We start from the raw sequence: 19593 nt of genomic DNA on the forward strand, positions 1-19593 counted from the left end.
GGTCGGGCCCCACCGTCGCCCCCGCACCTCCTGGTAGGCCCGCACCGTTGGTGCGGGCGACCCTTCAAATGCGGTAGGCGATGGTCTTCATCACCCTGGAAGCCAGCGCCATCGCGCCCGGGATCGGGAACGGCAGGCGGCGTGCGCCGGCCTGTTCGGCGTGCTCCGCATGGCGGGCCTCGTCCTCCTTCATCACCTGGATGACCGCGCGGCTGCGCAGATCGCCGGCCGGCAGGTCGACCAGGTGCTCGTCCAGATGGGCTTCCACCTGGCGCTCGGTTTCAACCACGAAGCCCAGGTTCCAGCCGTCGCCGCGCAGACCCGCCAGGGTGCCGATGGTGTAGCTGCCGGCGTACCACAGCGGATTGAACAGGCTCGGGCGGCTGTCCAGTTCATCCAGCCGGGTCGCGCACCAGGCCAGGTGATCGGTCTCTTCCTGGGCCGCTTCCAGCAGGTGTTCACGGGTGGCCGGGTCGCGGGCCACGGCCGCCTGGCCGAAGTACAGGCCCTGTGCGCAGACCTCGCCGACATGGTTGATCCGCATCAGCCCCGCGGCGTGGCGGCGCTCGGCGCGGTCCATGCCCGGCTCGCCGGTGCCTGCGGCCGGGTAGGGGCGGGCCGCCGGAGGGTTGCCGAACACCGTGTCCAGGGCGCGCTGCGCCTCGGTCAGCAGGTGGTCCAGCGGGGTGGTCTGGCGGAGCACGGTCATGGCGGCACGCGGTGGGGCGGGAGACCCGCCGATTCTCGCCCGCCCCCGCTCCCCTGCCAACCCGGGGCAGGGGCCAGCTTGCACCGAGGGCGTGACCTGCGTACAATCCCGCCTCTTGCGCTTCACCTTTCACAACGCGTGGCAGAGTTCCGGCGAGTCCTTCGCCGCAATGAGCCCGACCTAACCTAGAGTTCTTCATGAGCACTTTCACTGCCAAGAACGAGACCGTCCAGCGCGACTGGTACCTCGTCGACGCCGAGGGCAAGACCCTGGGCCGTCTCGCCACCGAGCTGGCCCGCCGTCTGCGCGGCAAGCACAAGCCGGTCTACACCCCCCACGTTGATACCGGCGACTACCTGGTCGTCATCAATGCAGAAAAGATTGCCGTCACCGGCAAGAAGCTGCAGGACAAGATGTATCACCGTTTCACCGGCTACATCGGCAACCTGAAGACCGAATCCCTGGCCCAGGCGCTGGAGCGCCACCCGGAGCGCGTGATCGAGATCGCCGTGAAGGGCATGCTGCCGAAGGGCCCGCTGGGTCGCCAGATGTACCGCAAGCTCAAGGTCTACGCCGGCACTGAGCATCCGCACGCCGCACAGCAGCCGCAGGTTCTGGATATCTAATCATGGCTATCACTCAAAACTACGGCACTGGCCGCCGCAAGTCCTCCACCGCTCGCGTGTTCCTGCGCAAGGGTTCGGGCAACATCACCGTCAATGGTCGTCCGCTGGACGAGTTCTTCGGTCGTGAGACCGCGCGCATGATCGTGCGCCAGCCGCTCGAGCTGACCAAGAACACCGAAAGCTTCGACATCCTGGTCACCGCCGCTGGCGGCGGCACCACCGGCCAGGCCGGTGCGATCCGCCTGGGCATCGCCCGTGCGCTGGTCGAGTACGACGAAACCCTGAAGTCCGAGCTGCGCAAGGCCGGCTTCATGACCCGTGACGCCCGTGAAGTCGAGCGTAAGAAGGTCGGTCTGCACAAGGCCCGCCGCGCTACCCAGTTCTCCAAGCGCTGATTTACCGCGCCTGGTTGGGCTCCTGCGGGAGCCCGCTGGTTGGAAAAGCAAAAGCCCGGCTTCGGCCGGGCTTTTGTCGTTCTGGGGTCGTGGATTTCCTGGTTGCCGGCCAGCGGCCGGCACTACCCGGGGTTTCGCATCTCGGAAGGGGTGGGGTCAGAGCCTTTTCCTTTGGAAAAGGATCCGACCCCGGGCCTCTCTCTGGAGAAGAGCCCCCTTGTTGTTCAAGGGGGCGCGCCGACAGGCGCGGGGATAAGGTGGAATGCGCGACCAAATTAAAAGCAAAAGGCCAGATCTTTCGATCTGGCCTTTTGCTTTTAATTTGGCTGCCCCGGATGGATTCGAACCACCGAATGCCTGAGTCAGAGTCAGGTGCCTTACCGCTTGGCGACGGGGCAAAACGCGCAACTATTTTCTCACTTTTCACACTGAAAAACAACTTGATTTTCAGTGTGGTGGCTATGGGTGGACTCGAACCACCGACCCCAGCATTATGAGTGCTGTGCTCTAACCGGCTGAGCTACATAGCCTTGGTGAGCCCGCTATTCTGCGGATGTGTATCGACCCTGTCAACACTTTTGTGTCGTGCTTGTGGGCCGACAGAGGGCATGGGATAGTCCCGACCAGTAGATTTTCTTAGGAGTCCGCATCGTGATCGATCCGGACGGCTATCGACCGAACGTCGGCATCGTGCTGATGCGGCAGGACGGCCAGGTGTTCTGGGCACGACGCGTGCGCCGGGATGGCTGGCAGTTCCCGCAGGGTGGCATGAACACCGACGAGACGCCTGTCGAGGCCATGTATCGTGAACTGCAGGAAGAGACCGGCCTGCTGCCTGAGCATGTGGAAGTGCTCGGGGCCACGCCCGGCTGGCTGCGCTACAAGCTGCCGGCGCGGGCCATCCGCCGCAACGAGCGGCAGGTCTGCATCGGCCAGAAACAGGTCTGGTTCCTGCTGCGCCTGACCGGCGACGAATCCCACGTGACGCTGGACCACACCGACTCGCCCGAGTTCGACCACTGGCGCTGGGTCGACTTCTGGTACCCGGTAGAGCACGTGGTGATGTTCAAACGCGGCGTCTATGCGCGTGCCCTGCGACACCTAGCGCCACTGGCGCGTGGCGTGGCCGGGCAGGGCGTCACCGCCATGCCCAAGAGCGCCGCCGAGGCCTGGATGCCGGGCCACACCGCCGGGCACGATCGCCCGCGCAAGCGCCCGCGGACCCGAGGGTACTGGCCGAAGAAGGTCACGGGCGACGGCCCGGCCAGCTGACCGGCTGAACGGTATCGAGAATGGTTCAGGTCTCTGATTGACAACCATTCTCGTTTCCATTGGAATAGCCACCAGGCCGCTTGTGGCCTGTCAGCCCGGTTCCCGCCTGTGTACGTCTGCATCTGCAACGGAGTCACCGACCACCAGATCCGCGAAGCCGCCAGCCATGGCGTCAGCACGGTGGCCGAACTGACCATGCGTACCGGTTGTGGTGCCACCTGCGGTTCCTGCCTGGACATGGCCGGCGACCTGCTGGCCAAGGCACGTGCGACCCACGATCTGCCGCTGCCGGTATTGGGCCTGGCGCAGGTCGCCTGATCGCCTGATCGCCTTTTCGCGGCGCGTTGACGCCGCGCTTTCGCATCCTTCACCTTCGGCCGCGCAGGCCAATGCGCACGATTCGCGTTCCTTCACGAGCGCACGCGAGGCGTTAAAGTGCCTGCGTTTTCAGCGTGCAGGAGCACCCCCATGAAGGGCGACACCAAGGTCATCGAATTCCTCAACAAGGTCCTCTACAACGAGCTGACCGCGATCAACCAGTACTTCCTGCACGCCAAGATGCTGAAGAACTGGGGCATCAAGGAACTGGCCGAACACGAGTACAAGGAATCGATCGACGAGATGAAGCATGCCGACATGCTCGCCGACCGCATCCTGTTCCTTGAAGGCCTGCCGAATTTCCAGGCGTTGGGCAAGCTGCGCATCGGCGAGAACCCGACCGAGATCCTGCAGTGCGACCTGTCGCTGGAACGCGATGGCGTGGTCACCCTGCGCGAGGCCGTGGCCTATTCCGATTCGGTTGGCGACTACGTCAGCCGCCAGCTGTTCGTGAAGATCCTCGATTCGGAAGAGGAGCACATCGACTGGCTGGAAACCCAGCTGGACCTGATCGAGCGTATCGGCGAGCCGAAGTACCTGCTGAGCAAGCTGGAAGAGTGAGTCAGCCGCCCTGGCCGGCGCGGTGCTGTGCCAGGTAGCCCGTCAGTGCAACACGCGCCCGGGCGAATTCCGCAACCAGCAGCGCCACCGCCACCGCGGGGCGCTGCAGGCTGCCACTACGGGCTTCGTGCTCGATCCGCTGCGCGATCGCCGACAGCGACAATGCGCCGACGTTTGCACTCGATGACTTCAGGCTGTGCGCTGTGGCCTGCAAGCGCAGCTCATCGCCGTTCTGCGCGGCCAGCTGCAACTGCTGCACCATCACCGGCGCATCTTCAAGAAAGACCATGACGATCTGGGTGGCAGCGTCGCCGATCACGGTGTGCAGTTCATCCAGCACGTCGCGGTCGATCACCGGTTTCGGCGCGGCTTGGCTTGTCGTCTCCTGTAGAGCCGAGCCATGCTCGGCTGATGGTGTGGGAGTGCCACTGGCCGTCAGCCGAGCATGGCTCGGCTCTACAGACGGCTCCACAGAAAGTTGTCCAGTTGATGCAGCTTTGCCGCCACCCCAACGCAGCAGCAGCGCATGCAGCGTGGCGCGCGCGATCGGCTTGGACAGGTAATCGTCCATGCCCGCCTGCAGGCAGCGCTCGCGGTCACCGGCCATGGCGTTGGCGGTCATGGCGATGATCGGCAGGCGCGCGCGCCCGGTCTCCACTTCTTCGGCGCGCCAGCGGCGCGTGGCGGCGTAGCCGTCCAGCACCGGCATCTGGCAATCCATCAACACGATGTCCACGCCGCCTTCGCGGAGGGCGGCCAGCGCCTGCTCGCCATCGGCGGCGTTGCGCACTTCGCACTGGAACACGCGCAGCAGTTGTTCGGCGACCATCCGGTTGACCGTATTGTCCTCCACCAGCAGCACACGCAGATGCAACGGCGGCAGCGTGGCAGCCGGGTGCTCGTTGTCCGCGCTGGCCAGCAGCGCAGCGGGGCGGGCGGGGGCGACCGGTGCAGCCAGCAGTGCATGCAGGGCCGCATCGTCGAAGTGCGGGGGCAGCTGGCGCTGGCGCTGGCGTTGTGGAAGTGCGCCCTCCTGCAGCCACAGCACCTGCAGCGCATCGTCGTCACCACGTTCACTCAGCGCCAGCTGCAGCGTGGCCTCACCGTTGCGGCGTGCGCGGGCATCGACCAGCAGCCATGCCGGTGCCGGTTGTCCGGGCCGCGCGGGAGCGCGCAGGCGCTCGACCACGGCATCCAGCTGTGCCAGCACCTGCACCTGCAGCCCATGGTGGGCGGCGATGCGCTCGATACGTGCCTGCAGCGTTGCATCGGCACTGAACAGCAGCAGCGGTGCCGGTGCGCGCGCCATCGCCGGCAGGTCGCCAGCGACCTTCAGCAGCGGGATCTCGAACCAGAAGGTTGCGCCCTGGCCCGGCGTGGAGTGCACGCCGATGTGCCCGTGCATCAGGTCGATGATGCGCTTGCAGATGGCCAGGCCCAGGCCGGTGCCGCCATAGATGCGGGTGGTGGATGCGTCGGCCTGGCTGAAGGACTGGAACAGGCGTGCCTGCAGCGCGTCGTCGATGCCGATGCCGGTATCGATGATCTCGAAGCGCAGCTGGTGCTGCGCGGCACTTTCACCCAGACGCAGCACGCGCAGCTGCACCTGGCCGCGGGCGGTGAACTTGATGGCGTTGGCCAGCAGGTTGCTCAGCACCTGGCGCAGGCGCACCGGGTCGCCGCGCACCGGCAGGCGCACCGATGGATCCAGTTGCAGGCCCAGGGCCAGGCCCTTGGCGTCGGCGGCCCGCTGCATCAGCTGTACCACGCCATCGAGCAGGTCGCGCAGGTTGAAGCTGGTGATCTCCAGTTCCAGCGCCTGCGCTTCCAGCCGGGAGTAGTCGAGGATGTCGTCGACGATGCGCAGCAGCTGTTGCGAACTGGCCGAGGCGGTGGCCAGCATCTGCCGCTGGTCTTCGCCCAGCGGCCCGCGTGCGATCAGCTCCAGCATCGGCAGGATGCCGTTGAGCGGGGTGCGGATCTCGTGGCTCATCGTGGCCAGGAACTCGCCCTTGGCCAGCACGGCCGCCTCGGCGGCCTGCTTGGCCTGCAGCAGCTGTTGCTCCAGCTGGCCCTGGCGTTCGGTGGTATGGCGAAGCTGGTCGCGTTCGGCGGCCAGCGCACTGTGCGTGCGCTGCAGCTGGGCCAGCGCATGGTTGCGCGCGCGCAGGCGCAGGCCCAACAGCAGCAGCGCGATGGCGGCCGCAGCAAGGGCAACCAGCAGCACGCCCCACAGCGGCACGTCAGAGCACCGCGTTGTGGAAGTCGAAGTTCAGGTCGCTGCCGGCCGACTGCACCATGTTGCCCTGGATGTAGTCGACGCCGCCTACCCACATCGCCGCTGCAGCCTGCGGATCCTCGATCTGCTGGCCGATGATCTGCAGTCCGGCGGCATGGGCCTGTTCGATCGTCTTGCGCAGCGCCTCGCGCGTGGCCGGATTGGAATGGCTGCTGGAGAAGCGCGCAGCCATGCGCACGAACGACAGCGGCAGCTGGGTCAGCAGTGCATCGGCCTCGCCGCTGGGTTCGAACTGGCTCAGGCAGAAGCGCACCCCTGCGCTGGCCATGCGCTGGCAGAACTGCTGCAGCGGCACGGTGTGGATCAGTGCGTCGGGCAGGCGCACGTCGATCACCAGCGCACTGCCAGGCAGGTCACGCTGCTGCAGTGATTCCAGCAGCCAGTCGGCGAAGGCATCGCGCTGCAGGGTGCGCAGCGACTGCGAGACGAACAGGCTCAGCGGCTGCGTTGCGTGCCGGTACAGATCCAGCAGGCCCAGTGCGTGGTCCATCACCTGCTGGTCGAGGTCGGCGATGCGCCCGGCGGCTTCCGCGGCGGGGATCACCTGGCCGGCCGCCAGCACCGTGCCATCGGCCTGGCGCAGGCGCAGCAGCAACTGGTATTGCGCGGTGTTGCCGCCTGCCACGGCGACGATCGGCTGGTAGGCCAGTTCCAGCTGGCCCTCCAGCAGCGCCAGGTGTTCCTGTTCGGTGACCGCCTGGCGATGCACATGGCCCGCCACGCCGGCGCTGAGCAGGCGCGCCTGCAGGGTGGTGCGCTCAACCGCTTCCAGCGCACTGCTGGCATCCTCGAAGCCCGGCGACAGCGGCGCATAACCGACCACGCCGCGCAGATGCACGGATTCGTCGTCGCGGATCACGAAGGCGCGGGCCGACAGCTGCTCGCGCAGGCTCGCGGCGATGCCTTCGAGGGCGTCCTCGTCGGCGTTGCGGGCCAGCAGCAGGAAGCTGTTGTCGTTCAGCCGCGCCAGCAGGTGCGGATGGCCGGCTTCGGCCAGGCGCTGCCCGGCCTGCACCATCAGCCGTTCAAACGCGGCATAGCCATAGCGTTCGCGCAGGCCCAGCGCACTGGCCACTTCGATGAAGAACACGCCGCCCCGGTCGCGGTGGGCGAGTGCGGTGTTGAGCTGCTGCAGCACATGGTGGCGCGTCGGCAGGCCGGTTTCCGGATTGCTGGTGGCCGGTGCGCCGGTGGCGCCCGGCAGGGTCGCGGCCTGGGCACGCGCGCGGCGGATGCGGTTGGCCACCGCTGCGATCAGGTGGCGCGGCCGGATCGGCTTGCTCAGGTAGTCGTCGGCGCCGCTGTCGAGCACTTCGAACTGGCGCTCTGGATCCGGATCGCCGCTGAGGAACACGATCGGCAGCAGCTGCAGGCCGGGCTGCTGGCGGATCAGCGCGGTCAGGCGCATGCCGTCCAGCCCGGGCAGGTGCAGATCCATCAGGATCAGGTCGGGGCGGTGCTCCTTGATCGCCTGCAGCGCGGCATCGGCATCGCTGTGCACGATCGCCTGCATGCCGGCGCCGTGCAGCACGCTCTGCGCGAACAGCGCCTGGGCGCGATCGTCTTCAACGATCAGCACGCGGTAGGGCGAGTCCGAGGGCGGCGGGGCCAGATCGTTGTTGCCGGCTTCGGCCAGTGCGATCGGGCCGGGCAGCGGCGGCGGTGCGCTGTTGACCGGCGCCGGGGCATCGGTCGCGATGGGCGGCGGGGTCGCAGCCGTCGGTGCGGCCACAGCGGGGCCTGCCGCCTCGGGTGCCCAGCGCTGCCAATGATCGGCCGGAGGGATTTCAGCGCGTCCCGGGCGGGCGCCCGCGGGGGATTCGTTTGCGGCCATCGGTGCTCCTGGTGTTCGCGTCCATTATGCGACAAGCCGGGTGCTCAACCGGTACTGCTGTGCCCCGGCGGTGCTGCCGATGCACCGCGCGCCAGCCAGCGCACGCCCTTCCACAGCGCGCGCCAGACCAGCCACACCAGCAGCGCGCCGGCCAGGCTGCAGGCCAGCACCACCACCAGCGCGATCCACGGGTGTGCCAGGGCCAGCGCCAGGCCACCGACTACCACGGTGTCCTCGGCGGCGGAGGCGACCCAGTTGCTGGCCGGTTCCGGCGAGGTATTGAGCAGCGCGCGGGTACCGGCCTTCAGGCCGTGGCTGGCGAGGGCGACGCCGGCACCGGCGGCGAGTGCGCCGGCGCCGAGCTGACCGTCCGGCGACAGGGTAGCCGCTGCGAGGAACGCGCCGGCCGGCACGCGTGCGAGCGTCTGCACCAGGTCCCAGACCGAGTCCACGCCGGGAATCTTGTCGGCGAAGAACTCGGCGATGGCCAGCGCCGCCGACGTGCCCAGCACCCACCAGGATTCGGTGGCCTGCAGAGCGGGCGGCAGGTCGACCCAGCCGAGCAGGCCGGCAAGGCCGACGCCGAACACGGTGAGGTAGACGCGGATGCCGGCCAGCCAGGCCAGCAGGATGCCGATCACGAACAGGTGGGCTTCGGTCATGGCGATGCTCCGGCGACGGAACTGTGCAGGGGACCACACTATCGACGATGGCATGCCTGAACGCCACAGACCGTGGCCGGCCACGGCGCAGGAAACCCACCCGTCCTGTCATACACTAGCCCGTCGTTTGCCACAGGGGCCGTACCGGTGTCGCCCTCGCGATACCCCGGAAACCACCCATGACCAACCGTCCTCCCATGCGCGTGCAGGTACGCCTGCCCGGCGCGCCGCAACCGCCGGCCGACCGTCGCCGCCTGCTGGTGATCGGCGGCATCTGGCTGCTCAGCCTGGTGCTGGCGATGCTGGGTGGCTGCTGGATGGCCACGCCACGCGATGCCCAGGGCCAGCGCCTGCAGGCTGCCGAGAAGCGCGCCGAGACGCTGCAGGCGCAGCTGACCGAGCTGCGCCAGAAGCAGGCCACGCTGGAAGCCTCCGACCGCATCAGCCGCGCCGCCAATACCGAGGTGCAGTCCTCGCTGGCCGAGCGCGATGAGGAAATCGCCGGCCTGCGCGCCGACGTTGCCTTCTATGAGCGCCTGGTGGGTTCGACCAGCCAGCGCAAGGGCCTGAACACCCATTCGATCGAGTTCAGCCCGGAAGCGGCCGGCACCTGGCAGTACACCGCCGTGCTGACCCAGAACCTCAACCGCGGCGCCATCAGCCAGGGGCAGATGCGCTTCACCGTGGAAGGCGTGAAGAACGGCAAGCTGGCCACGATCAGCTGGGATGATCTGCACCAGCGCAGCAAGGTGCCGGGACAGGATTACTCGTTCCGGTACTTCCAGCAGCTCACCGGCAGCGTGATGCTGCCGGCTGACTTCACCCCGCAACGCGTGCGGGTGACATTGGGGAGTGGTACGGGGGGTACCACCCAGGTATTCGACTGGAAACAGGCCGGTGCGCCGGCCAGCAAAGGGGAGTAGGCAGATGTTCGGAAGCAGCAAATCCAACCGTGAAGGCCAGCTGGTGGTGGATGCCCTGATCGGCAACCAGGTGGTGATCCGCGGTGATGTGGAATTCAGTGGTGGCCTGTATGTGGAAGGTCGCATCCACGGCAAGGTGATCGCCACCGAAGGCGCCAGCGGCGCGACCCTGACGGTCGCCGAGCATGGCGTGATCGAGGGTGAGATCCGGGCCCAGGTGGTGGTCATCAGCGGCCGTCTGGACGGCGATGTACACGCCACCGAGAAGGTCGAGCTGACCCCCAGCGCACGGGTCAATGGCAACGTCCATTACCAGGTGGTGGAGATGAATGCGGGCGCCCAGCTGAACGGCCGCCTGATCCATGCCAGTGCCCCGATGGCGGCCCTGCCGGCGCCGGAAGGCGATGAGGCCAATGGCGGCAAGGGCGACACCGCCGCACGCCGCAAGCTGGCCGAGGCGATGGCTTGAAAGCCATCCCCGGCACCCCCATGCTGGCACCATGAGCACGCTAGTCTCCCTGCCCGGCGCCACCTCGGTTGCCGCGCCCGATTACCAATCGCTGGAGCGCCCGCTGAACTTCACCGAGTCGGCGGCCGCCAAGGTCAAATCCCTGATCCAGGAAGAGGGCAACCCCGACCTGGCCCTGCGTGTTTACATCGAGGGCGGCGGCTGTTCGGGCTTCCAGTACGGGTTCGAGTTCGACGAGAACCGTGCCGAGGATGACCTGGCGGTACAGACCAGCGGGGTGACCCTGCTGGTCGACCCGCTGAGCCTGCAGTACCTGATTGGCGCCGAGGTGGACTACACCGAGAGCCTGACCGGTGCCCAGTTCGTGATCCGCAACCCGAACGCAAAGACCACCTGCGGCTGCGGCAGCAGCTTCAGCATGTAAAAGGCCTGTGGCCGGAATGTGCCAACGAGGGTTGGCACCTGCCAGAGCGGGTAGATCCACGCCATGCGTGGATGATCCTTCCTGCATCCACAACGGCAGATTGCGCACAGCGCCGACCTTGCCACCCGCATCGATTGGCGGCACGCTTGCAGGATGCCCAATACTCCTTCGCCGCTTTCCGGTTTCGCCTTCGTGGGTGAACCGCTGGAGCGCGCCGATGCCCTGCGCGAAGATGCCGATGCACTGGCGCGCCTGTGGCCGGGCGCGCGCATCCTCGTGCTCGATCAGGACGGCAGCGCCTTCACCGGCGATGACGATCAGCCACTGGCGCTGACCGGCGCCGACATCGGCGGCGGCCCGGGTGCCGCGATCTTCCTCGGCCTGCGCGGAGAGCAGGCGTGGTTCTCGGTTGAAGCCACCAACGTCACCATCAGCGCACCACGCCGGCTTGATCTGCGCCAGGCCGCGCTGCTGTGGTCGATGGCCGATGCGACCGCCTTCAGCTATGCCCGCGGCATGTCGTACTGGCACTCGCGCACCCGCTTCTGCGGCGTGTGCGGCGGCGCCGTGGCGTTTGCCCGTGGTGGCTTCGTCGGCCGCTGCGGGCAGTGTTCCACCGAACACTACCCGCGTGTCGACCCGGCGGTGATCGTCGCCGTGGAAAACCAGGGCCGGCTGCTGCTGGGCCGGCAGTCGAACTGGGCCCCGCGTCGCTACTCGGTGCTGGCCGGCTTCGTCGAACCCGGCGAGACCTTCGAGCAGACCGTGGTGCGCGAAGTCCATGAAGAGAGCAAGGTGCGGGTGACGGCCTGCCAGTACCTCGGTTCGCAGCCCTGGCCATTCCCGGGTGCGCTGATGGTTGGCTTCCGCGCACAGGCGCAGGATGACCTGCCGACCGTGGACGGTGAGCTGGAAGACGCGCGCTGGTTCAGTGCCGACGAGGTCGGCGCGGCACTGGCGCGCGACGTGGAGGACGATGGCCAGGGTATCCGCCTGTCGCCGCCGATCTCGATTTCGCGCGGCCTGATCGAGCATTGGTACCGGCAGCAGAAGGGCTGAGCCGGGCCGGCTGGGGCGATTGCATTGCCGCCACCTGAACACGGCCCGGGTTACAGTGCGGGTCATCGCGGAGGGCGCCGCTGCGACAGGTAAGGTAGCGGCGCCGAGCGTTCTGTTTTGTAGGGAGACCTGCCATGTTCACCACTCTGGCCGCCGTGCTGGTGGCACTGGCCCTGGGCCATGTTGCTCCGGCCGCTGCTGCCTCGCTGCGCCGTTTCGACGGTTTCCGGCGTTGGCTGGGCTGGCTGGATGCGCGTGGTGGCAAGGCCTGGCAGGGACCGGCCGGCGTTGCCTTGGCACTGCTGCCGCCGCTGTTGCTGATGGTGCTGCTGGCGTGGCTGTTGCGCGGGGTGCTGTTCGGCCTGCCGTCGCTGCTGCTGGGCGTGGCGGTGCTGGCCTGGTGCTGGGGCCCGCGTGACCTGGACCGCGATATCGAGGCCATTATCGATGCCGATGATGCGGCGACGCGGCAGGCTGCAGTGCGCAACCTGCAGTCGGCCGGCGGCAGCCTGCGCGAGGACATTCCGTCACTGGTCGAGGCGACGGTGCTCAACGCACTGCGGCGCTGGTTCGCGGTGCTGTTCTGGTTCCTGTTGCTGGGCCCGGCTGGCGCGCTCGGTTACCGGCTGCTGGCGCTGATGGCGGAGAGCCCGATGCGCGCACGCGTGCCGGTGGAGCCGCTGGCGCTGGCGCAGCGCCTGCTGGGCTGGATCGAGTGGCCGGTGGCGCAGCTGATGGCCTTCTCGATGGCGCTGGTGGGCAATTTCGATACGGCGTGGAAGGCCTGGCGCCAGGCCCATGGCGAACGCCTGGCCGGCAACATCGGGTTCCTTGGCGCGGTGGCGCGGGCCAGCGTCAACGCCGAGCTGCGTGAGGATGCGCACGATTACGCCGAGGCAGGGTTGCTGCCGGTGTGGCAGCGGTTGCCGGACCTGCGTGATGCGATGAGCCTGGTGTGGCGGATGCTGCTGCTGTGGCTGGCGGTCCTCGCCCTGCTGGTGATTGCAGGCTGGGTGACGTAGTTGCTTTGCAGGGCTTGCAGCCCTGCACCTGCAGAGGCCAAAGCCAATGCCAGAGCCAAAGCGGCTCTGGATTGCTGAGGGTTGGGCGGGGCGGTGTGGGGCTGCAGGACACGCCGTAAACCCGTCCCTGGGGGCTCGATGGCGCCATCCATGGCGCCAACGGTCCTGCTGCCCCACACCGCCCCACCCCCGACAGTTTCCCGGTGACGGTGGGTCAACCGCGACTGCCGGTGGGTGTCGACCTTGGTCGACACGGTCGATCCACGCCATGCGTGGATACAGAGCGAAGCGATCCGCTTCTGCTTTTGATCTTCTCCTTCTTTTCCGTGGTGGACGCACACGGAAACTGTCCGTGGTCGGGCGGGATGGGTTTGCGGGGGTGTCCGCGGCATGGATGCCGCGGCCAAGACTCCATGGACGGATTCACGGCGTCCCCCGCAAACCCATCCCGTCCGGCCAACCCCAGGGCTTCTGCCTTCAAACGTCGCCCACCGCGAGGGGCTGCGCCGTTGGCTGGAAAACCTAGATCGGTGCCAGTGCGGTGAACGGTGCCCACGGCAGGTTGCGCAGCAGCGCATACCCCGGCAGCACCCAGAGCCAGAACGTGGGATTGGCCAGTACCCGCATCAGCGGGTCGAGCACGCGCGGACGGATGCCGGCGACGTTCAGCAGCATCAGCAGCAGGAACGGCAGGCTGATGACCAGCAGCGGGTTCATCGCCATCGCGCCGGGCAGGTCGAAATGGACCAGTGAATACAGGCAGCGGGTGCTGCCACAGCCCGGGCAGTACAGGCCGGTCAGCGCGTACAGCGGGCAGCTCGGCAAAGGATTGCCGGCGACATACGGATTGACGTTGCGCAGCACCACCGCGGCACCGGCGGCCAGGCCGGTGGCGGCCAGCAGCGGTGCCCAGCGGGCGAATCGGGAGCGGGCGGGAAGTGCGGACATTGCAGCAACGGATCCGGCGCAGGCGCCGGATCCGTCCACGCGGATCAGTAGCCGCTGTTGTTCATTGCACCCATGCCGCCGACAGCGACGATCAGGATGCCGTACAGCACGCCGACCACGACGGCGGCGATGGCCGACCAGATCGCCCACTTCTTGGCCTTGGCGGCGGAGTCCTGGGCACCGGCGATGTCGCCAGCGGCCAGCTTGCCGTTGACCTGCGCGGCGTAGACGATCGACACGATGCCGGCCGGCAGGCAGCAGAACAGGGTGCTCAGGATGGCCCAGACCAGATTGTTCGGGACCTGCGGAGTGGCGGTGTTCATGGGTTCAAGCTCCTTGATGGGTGGTGGTGGTGAATCATTGGTCGGAAAGAGCGCCCAGTACGGCCAAGCCGCCGAACAGCCCGAACCACAACAGCAACAGGACCGGCAGGGCCACGGCCGAAGCCACCGCCCACCAGCCCGCCTTGCGCGACGCACTGTAGGCCCCCGGCAGGTCGCCGGCGGCGCGGCGGCCATCGACCTGGGAGGCATAGACGATCGACACCACGCCCAACGGCAGGCAGCAGAACAGCGTCGTCAGGATCGCCCAGACCAGATGGTTGGGGATGTAGACCGGACGGCTGAGCGGTGGCGGTTGATTCAAAGCAAGACTCCATTCCTTGGTGGCCGGCCATGATGAAACGGCCGAACCTCCCCCCTGTGGGTGCGTAATCTACCTCAACCCGCGCTGCATGTATGCGGTTACAGTCAGATACTGGCCGGTATGGCCCTTGATCTGACGCATCTGACGGACCTCTGCGATGCATCGGAGGGCGAGGATGGGGGGCTTGTCGCTGGGACGGTCTACCCGTGTCCGTGCGGTCGATCAGGCGTGATCACCACGCAGGGCCCGCACCTGGGCCTCCAGCACCGGGGCGCTGGTGGTGCGGCCATCCACGGCCGGTGCCGCCACCACCTCGACCGTGGCGCGGAAACGACGCGGCACCCGCATGCGGCCAAGGCGGCTGTCGCGGCGGCTCCACATGCTCGACCACATGCCGCGCAGCGCCATCGGCACCACCGGCACCGGCCGCCGCTCGAGGATCTTCTCGACGCCGGACTTGAACGGCGCCATCTGCCCGTCGCGGGTCAGCGCGCCCTCGGGGAAGATGCAGACCAGTTCGCCTTCGGCCAGCGCCGCGTCGATCTCATCGAACGCACGCTGCATCAGCGCCGGGTCTTCGCGCGCCCCGGCAATCGGGATCGCCTTGGCGGTCCGGAAGATCCAGCGCATCACCGGGATGTTGAAGATCCTGTAGTACATGACGAAGCGCACCGGGCGCGGGATGGTCGCCGACAGGATCAGCGCGTCCATGTAGCTGACGTGGTTGCAGACCAGCAGTGCGGCGCCTTCGTCCGGCACGTTGGCCTCGATGCCGTGCGGGCGCAGCCGGTACAGGGTGCGCACCATCAGCCAGCTGAGGAAGCGCATCAGGAATTCGGGGACGATGGTGAAGATGTAGATCGCCACCAGCGCGTTGGCGATGGCCAGCGCCAGGAACTGCTGCGGAATGGTCCAGTGCAGCAGCTTGTGGGCGGCCAGCGACAGCAGCGCCGCAGCGACGATGAAGCCCGAGTTCTGGATGTTCAGTGCGGCGAACACGCGCGACATCTGCGCCTTCGGCGTGCGGCTCTGGATCAGTGCGAACAGCGGCACCACGAAGATGCCGGTGAACAGGCCGATGCCGATCAGGTCGATGACGATGCGGATGCTGCCGGGCTGCTGCAGGAACGGCCCGATGGTCAGCCCGTGCACTGTCGCTTCGCCGCTGCGGGCGAAGTACAGGTCGAGCAGGAACGCGGTCATGCCGAACGCGCCCAGCGGTACCAGGCCGATTTCCACCGTACGTGCTGACAGCTTCTCGCACAGCAGCGAGCCGACGCCGGTGCCCACCGAGAACAGGGCCAGCGCGAAGATGTACAGGGTCGGCTGGCCGCCCAGGTTGGTCACCGCATAGGCCGGCAACTGCGAGGTCAGCACGGTGCCGACGAACCAGAACCAGGACACGCCCAGGATCGAGTTGCGTACGGCTTTCTGCTGGCGCGCCATGCGCAGCACCGCCAGCGATTCCGGCAACGGGTTCCAGTTGATCTTCAGATTCGGGTCGCCGGCATCGACCTTGGGAATCAGGCGGGCGGCGATGTTGCCGCAGATCGCCAGGGCGATGATCGCGCACGCGGCCACCACCGTGCCGTGACTGCCAGCCACGGTGAACACCAGGCCGCCGACGATCATGCCGGAGAGGATCGACATCGAGGTGCCCATCTCGACCAGGCCGTTGCCGCCGGTCAGCTCTTCTGGCCTGAGCACCGACGGCAGCACTGAGTACTTCACCGGGCCGAACAGGGTGGACTGCATGCCGGTGCAGAACAGCGCGACCAGCAGCACCGGCAGGCTCTGGGTGAGGAAGCCGGTGGCCGCCAGCGACATGATCACGATCTCCATGGTGGTGGTGATCACGATCAGTCGCGATTTTTCCAGTTTGTCGGCGATCTGCCCGGCCAGCGCCGAGAACAGGAAATATGGCAGGATGAAGATGGCCGGTGCCAGGGTGGCGTACAACCCCAGTTCTTCCTCCGGCACAGCCATGAACAGCAACATGCTGATGATCGCCTGCCGGTACACGTTGTCGTTGAACGCACCGAGCGCCTGGACCACGAAGAACGGCAGGAAACGGCGCTGGCGCAGCAGGGCGAACTGGTTGTGACCGGACATGGAACCTCCTTGACCGGCGCAGCCTAGCATTCCTTCCCCTCTGCTGTGGGTGCGGACCTGTGGGTGCGGACCGTTGGTCCGCACACCTGCCAGCACTCTCAGACGATATCGTCGACCACGCCGCCATCCACGCGCAGCGCCGCACCCGAGGTTGCCGATGCCTGCGGCGAGGCCAGGTACACCACCATGTTGGCCACTTCCTCGACCGTGGCGGTGCGCTGGATCACCGAGGACGGCCGGTGCGCCATCACGAACTCACGGCCGATCTGCTCCAGCGGCTTGCCGCTGCGCTGGCGTTCATCCTCGAACATCGCCGCAAAACCATCGGAGAGGGTCGGGCCGGGCAGCACCGCGTTGACGGTGACGCCACTGCCGGCCACGCGCTTGGCCAGGCCGCGCGACAACGACAGCTGCGCGGTCTTGCTGACCCCGTAATGGATCATGTCGGCGGGAATGTTGCGCGCTGATTCGGAGGAAATGAACAGCACGCGGCCCCAGCCGGCATCGACCATTGCCGGTAGCAGCGCACGCGACAGGCGCACGCCGGACATCACGTTGGTCTGCCAGTAGCGCTCCCAGGTCGCGTCATCGGTCTCGAAGAAGTCCTGTGGGCCGAAGATGCCGGCGTTGTTGACCAGGATGTCGACCTTGGGCAGGCCGGCCAACAGTGTTTCGACACCGGCTGCATCAGAGAGATCGGCGGCGACGCCGAGCACGTCGGCTCCCGGCACGGTGGCGAGCAGGTGTCGGCGGGCGCGCTCGACGCTGTCGGTGCTGCGGCCATTGAGAATGACTCGCGCACCAGCGCTGGCCAGTCCTTGGGCGATGGCCCGGCCGATGCCGGCGGTGGAGGCGGTGACCAGCGCGGTGCGGCCACTGAGCTCGATTTTCATGGCGATAGTCCGGAGCGGGGGGATTGCCCAGTATCCGCGCGGCCGCGTGATCGAACCGCAGCGCCAGGCGCAACGCGCCGTTGCACACGGCGCAATTGACCCATGCCACGCGTGGGTGGGATCTCCGATCAGCGATGAGGAGTCAGGTCAGGCTGGTCACCGCTTCATTGGCCGCTGCCCGCACCTTCGGCAGCATCCGCAGTACCAGCGCCATCTGCGTGCGGATCAGCTGCAGTTTCGGCGGCATCGCCTCGTCGATCTGCTCCAGCTCGGCGGCCACCGCGCGGTCGGCGTCGTTGTCATCGTCGGCGACCGGTTGCCGTGCGGTCAGCGCCGAGGCCAGTTGCTGCAGTGCCTTGCGCACGCGCTCGCCGGCCGCCAATGCCAGCGGGTCGCCCGCATAGCTGTCCACCTGGTCGCGATGCGCGCCCAGCGCCGACAGGTGTCCCAGCAGTGTGTTGGACAGCGCCAGGAAGCGGAAGCCGGCATCCAGATTGCGGCGCACATGGCCGGGCTCACGCAGCATGTTCGACAGTGCGGTGGACAGCGCGGCATCGGCATTGTGCATGTCGCGCCGCGCGATGCGGTAGGCCAGGTCGTCGCGCATGCCGCTGCGGTACTGGCCCAGCACCGAATCCAGGTAGCGAGCCGCAGTGTCCAGCACGCGTGCCAGGACGAGATGCAGCTGCCGGCCCTGCCAGTCGGGCAGGACCAGGAACGCGGCCGCCGCTGCGATCGCGCAACCCAGCACCGTATCGACCATGCGCGGCACGATCAGCACGAAGCCGTCGCCGATCAGGTTGAAGCAGGTCAGTGCCATCACCGTGATCGCCGCCGACGCCACCAGGTAGCGGTCGGTGCGGGTGAAGAAGAACAGAAGTGCAGAGAGCAAGGCGATCAGCAGCTGCACGTGCAGCTGCGGGAACAGCTGCAGCAGCGCCCAGGTCAGCACCAGTCCGGCCAGGGTGCCGACGATGCGCTGGGCCAGGCGTTGGCGGGTGGCGCCGAAGTTGGGCCGGCACACGAACACGATGGTCAGCAGTACCCACGAACCGTTCTGCGCATTGAACAGGCGGATCGCTGCAAAGCCGGCAATCAGCGCCAGCGCCATGCGCAGCCCATGCCGGAACAGCACCGAGCCGGGCGTAAGCTGCTGGCGGATGCGCACGCCCATCTCGCGCAGGGTGTGTGGGTTGCTGTCGCGCAGGCGGGTATCGACGTTGTCCAGGCTGGCTTCGGAGCGCTCGGCATCCAGCAGGCGCCGTTCGATGCTGCGCAGGTTGTGCACCAGCAGGTCCAGCGAGCCCAGCAGGCGCTGCCATTGCGGCCTATGCTGGTCGCGCAGGTAGGCCAGCGCATCGGCCAGGTCGCGCCCGGCCTGCTGGTTGCCTTCGCCGTACACGAACGGACGGCGCAGCCGGATTGCCTCGCCCAGGCGGGCACAGGCCTGTCCCTGCAGGTCAAGCAGGCGCTGGCAGCGGTACAGCACGTCGCTGTGGAAGAACGCGTCCACCAGCGCGCCGTACGGGTAATGCGAGGAACTGGCGCGCTCGTGGAAATCCTGCGCCATGTAGTACAGGCGCAGGTAAAGGCCGGAGTTCACGCCGGGTCGGCCGGAGCGGCCGAAGCGGGCCAGGATCGCGGTCTTGGCCTCGTTCAGCGCGCCGACCACGCGGCGGTTCTGTTCGGCCAGGTCGAGCTGGCGACGTTGCAGGTCGGCTTCGCGCACCGGCTCGAACAGCGCGGCCTTCAGCTGCAGGTAGCGGCCCAGCTCAACGTACAGTCGCGCCACCCGCTCGCGGACCGGCCGGTTGGCGAACAGCGCGGTCCACAGGATCGACAGCAGGCCGTACCAGACCGTACCGGCCAGCAGGTGGCTGACCGCTTCCAGCGCACTGTGCAGGTCGCTGGCACCGTGCTGTTCCAGGCCGATCATGGTGTAGATCGCCAGCGTCACCGTGGCCTGGGCAATGGACGCATAGCGCTCGCCGAGCGCGCCGAGCAGGGTCAGGCCGAAGGTGGACAGCGCCAGCGCGCCGATGAAGATCCACGGCCACGGGAACAGCCAGATCACCGATGCTGCGGCAATGCAGAAGCACAGCAGCGACAGCGCCACCGCCTTGGTCCGGCCCCACCAGTTGTCATCGGTTTCGGCGATGGCACTGGCGATGATGCCGAGGAACACGCCGGGCAGGGCGGTCAGTGCATCCAGCTGCCAGCACACCGCCAGCGCCGCGGTCAGGGCGATGAACACCCGCAGGCCGTAACTGGCCTTCTCGTGGGCCCACAGGCGGCTGAGGCGGGATTGTCGGGCGGACATGCAGGCTCGGCGGAAGGGTCTCCGACCATTATTGCGGGTGTG

At 67.4% G+C, this 19593-nt stretch carries 20 protein-coding genes and 2 tRNA genes; 10 read left to right on the forward strand and 12 right to left on the reverse strand.

Annotated features, from left to right (window positions below):
• Window positions 1-64: 64 nt before the first annotated feature.
• Window positions 65-709, reverse strand: a complete 645-nt coding sequence (gene coq7, locus AC5P8F_RS03635; protein ID WP_014648661.1) for a 2-polyprenyl-3-methyl-6-methoxy-1,4-benzoquinone monooxygenase — start codon at window positions 707-709, stop codon at window positions 65-67.
• Window positions 710-906: 197 nt separating this feature from the next.
• Between coq7 and rplM the strand changes: the two genes are divergently transcribed.
• Both rplM and rpsI read left to right on the forward strand, forming a co-directional pair.
• Complete coding sequence (gene rplM, locus AC5P8F_RS03640; RefSeq protein WP_005414692.1) at window positions 907-1335, forward strand: 50S ribosomal protein L13; 429 nt, start codon at window positions 907-909, stop codon at window positions 1333-1335.
• Between the two features lie 2 nt (window positions 1336-1337).
• A complete protein-coding gene (rpsI, locus tag AC5P8F_RS03645) occupies window positions 1338-1730 on the forward strand; it encodes a 30S ribosomal protein S9 (protein WP_005411311.1) in 393 nt (130 codons plus the stop codon).
• 323 nt (window positions 1731-2053) lie between these two features.
• On the opposite strand, the gene AC5P8F_RS03650 is transcribed toward rpsI, so the two are convergent.
• A tRNA-Gln gene (locus tag AC5P8F_RS03650) sits at window positions 2054-2128 on the reverse strand.
• A gap of 55 nt (window positions 2129-2183) precedes the next feature.
• Window positions 2184-2260: transfer RNA gene (locus AC5P8F_RS03655), tRNA-Met, on the reverse strand.
• Between the two features lie 121 nt (window positions 2261-2381).
• Here AC5P8F_RS03655 and AC5P8F_RS03660 point away from each other — a divergent pair.
• The 3 genes from AC5P8F_RS03660 to bfr all read left to right on the forward strand — a co-directional run bounded on the left by AC5P8F_RS03660 (window position 2382) and on the right by bfr (window position 3941).
• Entirely contained in the window at window positions 2382-3002 is a 621-nt protein-coding gene (locus AC5P8F_RS03660; RefSeq protein WP_014648660.1) for an RNA pyrophosphohydrolase, read from the forward strand.
• A 108-nt stretch (window positions 3003-3110) separates the two neighbouring features.
• Entirely contained in the window at window positions 3111-3320 is a 210-nt protein-coding gene (locus AC5P8F_RS03665; RefSeq protein WP_005411309.1) for a (2Fe-2S)-binding protein, read from the forward strand.
• Window positions 3321-3470: 150 nt separating this feature from the next.
• The gene (gene bfr, locus AC5P8F_RS03670) at window positions 3471-3941 is read left to right on the forward strand and encodes a bacterioferritin (RefSeq protein ID WP_005419804.1); all 471 of its coding nucleotides are present in this window, start codon (window positions 3471-3473) and stop codon (window positions 3939-3941) included.
• A gap of 1 nt (window position 3942) precedes the next feature.
• On the opposite strand, the gene AC5P8F_RS03675 is transcribed toward bfr, so the two are convergent.
• Genes AC5P8F_RS03675 through AC5P8F_RS03685 form a run of 3 tightly spaced genes read right to left on the reverse strand, consistent with a single transcriptional unit; the run spans window position 3943 to window position 8736 of the window.
• Window positions 3943-6183, reverse strand: a complete 2241-nt coding sequence (locus AC5P8F_RS03675) for an ATP-binding protein (RefSeq protein ID WP_495227610.1) — start codon at window positions 6181-6183, stop codon at window positions 3943-3945.
• A 1-nt stretch (window position 6184) separates the two neighbouring features.
• Entirely contained in the window at window positions 6185-8074 is a 1890-nt protein-coding gene (locus AC5P8F_RS03680) for an EAL domain-containing protein (protein ID WP_288496602.1), read from the reverse strand.
• A 44-nt stretch (window positions 8075-8118) separates the two neighbouring features.
• Window positions 8119-8736 carry a DUF4126 domain-containing protein gene (locus tag AC5P8F_RS03685; RefSeq protein ID WP_014648657.1) on the reverse strand — a complete coding sequence of 206 codons (618 nt, stop codon included), beginning with the start codon at window positions 8734-8736 and terminating at the stop codon, window positions 8119-8121.
• Between the two features lie 179 nt (window positions 8737-8915).
• Between AC5P8F_RS03685 and AC5P8F_RS03690 the strand changes: the two genes are divergently transcribed.
• The 5 genes from AC5P8F_RS03690 to ampE all read left to right on the forward strand — a co-directional run bounded on the left by AC5P8F_RS03690 (window position 8916) and on the right by ampE (window position 12633).
• Window positions 8916-9659 carry a DUF6776 family protein gene (locus tag AC5P8F_RS03690; protein WP_329768136.1) on the forward strand — a complete coding sequence of 248 codons (744 nt, stop codon included), beginning with the start codon at window positions 8916-8918 and terminating at the stop codon, window positions 9657-9659.
• Between the two features lie 4 nt (window positions 9660-9663).
• Window positions 9664-10128 carry a bactofilin family protein gene (locus AC5P8F_RS03695; protein ID WP_032956754.1) on the forward strand — a complete coding sequence of 155 codons (465 nt, stop codon included), beginning with the start codon at window positions 9664-9666 and terminating at the stop codon, window positions 10126-10128.
• Between the two features lie 31 nt (window positions 10129-10159).
• Window positions 10160-10552 (forward strand): iron-sulfur cluster insertion protein ErpA, encoded by a 393-nt coding sequence (gene erpA, locus AC5P8F_RS03700; RefSeq protein ID WP_495227611.1) that lies wholly within the window; start codon window positions 10160-10162, stop codon window positions 10550-10552.
• 153 nt (window positions 10553-10705) lie between these two features.
• Complete coding sequence (gene nudC / locus AC5P8F_RS03705) at window positions 10706-11611, forward strand: NAD(+) diphosphatase (RefSeq protein ID WP_014648655.1); 906 nt, start codon at window positions 10706-10708, stop codon at window positions 11609-11611.
• Between the two features lie 134 nt (window positions 11612-11745).
• Window positions 11746-12633, forward strand: coding sequence for a regulatory signaling modulator protein AmpE (ampE, locus tag AC5P8F_RS03710; RefSeq protein ID WP_046432856.1), 888 nt, complete (start codon window positions 11746-11748; stop codon window positions 12631-12633).
• A 522-nt stretch (window positions 12634-13155) separates the two neighbouring features.
• On the opposite strand, the gene AC5P8F_RS03715 is transcribed toward ampE, so the two are convergent.
• From AC5P8F_RS03715 to yccS, 6 genes are all read right to left on the reverse strand, one after another.
• Complete coding sequence (locus AC5P8F_RS03715; RefSeq protein ID WP_014038725.1) at window positions 13156-13581, reverse strand: DUF2752 domain-containing protein; 426 nt, start codon at window positions 13579-13581, stop codon at window positions 13156-13158.
• A gap of 44 nt (window positions 13582-13625) precedes the next feature.
• Window positions 13626-13904, reverse strand: a complete 279-nt coding sequence (locus tag AC5P8F_RS03720; RefSeq protein ID WP_014648653.1) for a CD225/dispanin family protein — start codon at window positions 13902-13904, stop codon at window positions 13626-13628.
• Window positions 13905-13938: 34 nt separating this feature from the next.
• Window positions 13939-14226 carry a CD225/dispanin family protein gene (locus AC5P8F_RS03725; protein ID WP_005419784.1) on the reverse strand — a complete coding sequence of 96 codons (288 nt, stop codon included), beginning with the start codon at window positions 14224-14226 and terminating at the stop codon, window positions 13939-13941.
• Between the two features lie 222 nt (window positions 14227-14448).
• Window positions 14449-16338, reverse strand: a complete 1890-nt coding sequence (locus AC5P8F_RS03730) for an MFS transporter (RefSeq protein WP_014648652.1) — start codon at window positions 16336-16338, stop codon at window positions 14449-14451.
• 98 nt (window positions 16339-16436) lie between these two features.
• The gene (locus AC5P8F_RS03735) at window positions 16437-17231 is read right to left on the reverse strand and encodes an SDR family NAD(P)-dependent oxidoreductase (RefSeq protein WP_014648651.1); all 795 of its coding nucleotides are present in this window, start codon (window positions 17229-17231) and stop codon (window positions 16437-16439) included.
• A gap of 142 nt (window positions 17232-17373) precedes the next feature.
• Window positions 17374-19551, reverse strand: a complete 2178-nt coding sequence (gene yccS / locus AC5P8F_RS03740; protein WP_495227612.1) for a YccS family putative transporter — start codon at window positions 19549-19551, stop codon at window positions 17374-17376.
• Between the last annotated feature and the right edge of the window lie 42 nt (window positions 19552-19593).

This window comes from Stenotrophomonas sp. YJH_SMC_69 (assembly GCF_059370495.1).

What these genes read in the sequence shown, in the direction of transcription:
- AC5P8F_RS03695 (WP_032956754.1), top strand. Translation starts at nt 9,664, where the DNA reads ATGTTCGGAAGCAGCAAATCCAACCGTGAAGGCCAGCTGGTGGTGGAT.
- AC5P8F_RS03720 (WP_014648653.1), bottom strand. Translation starts at nt 13,904, where the DNA reads ATGAACACCGCCACTCCGCAGGTCCCGAACAATCTGGTCTGGGCCATC.
- ampE (WP_046432856.1), top strand. Translation starts at nt 11,746, where the DNA reads ATGTTCACCACTCTGGCCGCCGTGCTGGTGGCACTGGCCCTGGGCCAT.
- AC5P8F_RS03735 (WP_014648651.1), bottom strand. Translation starts at nt 17,231, where the DNA reads ATGAAAATCGAGCTCAGTGGCCGCACCGCGCTGGTCACCGCCTCCACC.
- AC5P8F_RS03730 (WP_014648652.1), bottom strand. Translation starts at nt 16,338, where the DNA reads ATGTCCGGTCACAACCAGTTCGCCCTGCTGCGCCAGCGCCGTTTCCTG.
- coq7 (WP_014648661.1), bottom strand. Translation starts at nt 709, where the DNA reads ATGACCGTGCTCCGCCAGACCACCCCGCTGGACCACCTGCTGACCGAG.
- yccS (WP_495227612.1), bottom strand. Translation starts at nt 19,551, where the DNA reads ATGTCCGCCCGACAATCCCGCCTCAGCCGCCTGTGGGCCCACGAGAAG.
- rpsI (WP_005411311.1), top strand. Translation starts at nt 1,338, where the DNA reads ATGGCTATCACTCAAAACTACGGCACTGGCCGCCGCAAGTCCTCCACC.
- erpA (WP_495227611.1), top strand. Translation starts at nt 10,160, where the DNA reads ATGAGCACGCTAGTCTCCCTGCCCGGCGCCACCTCGGTTGCCGCGCCC.
- AC5P8F_RS03685 (WP_014648657.1), bottom strand. Translation starts at nt 8,736, where the DNA reads ATGACCGAAGCCCACCTGTTCGTGATCGGCATCCTGCTGGCCTGGCTG.
- rplM (WP_005414692.1), top strand. Translation starts at nt 907, where the DNA reads ATGAGCACTTTCACTGCCAAGAACGAGACCGTCCAGCGCGACTGGTAC.
- AC5P8F_RS03715 (WP_014038725.1), bottom strand. Translation starts at nt 13,581, where the DNA reads ATGTCCGCACTTCCCGCCCGCTCCCGATTCGCCCGCTGGGCACCGCTG.
- AC5P8F_RS03680 (WP_288496602.1), bottom strand. Translation starts at nt 8,074, where the DNA reads ATGGCCGCAAACGAATCCCCCGCGGGCGCCCGCCCGGGACGCGCTGAA.
- bfr (WP_005419804.1), top strand. Translation starts at nt 3,471, where the DNA reads ATGAAGGGCGACACCAAGGTCATCGAATTCCTCAACAAGGTCCTCTAC.
- nudC (WP_014648655.1), top strand. Translation starts at nt 10,706, where the DNA reads ATGCCCAATACTCCTTCGCCGCTTTCCGGTTTCGCCTTCGTGGGTGAA.
- AC5P8F_RS03690 (WP_329768136.1), top strand. Translation starts at nt 8,916, where the DNA reads ATGACCAACCGTCCTCCCATGCGCGTGCAGGTACGCCTGCCCGGCGCG.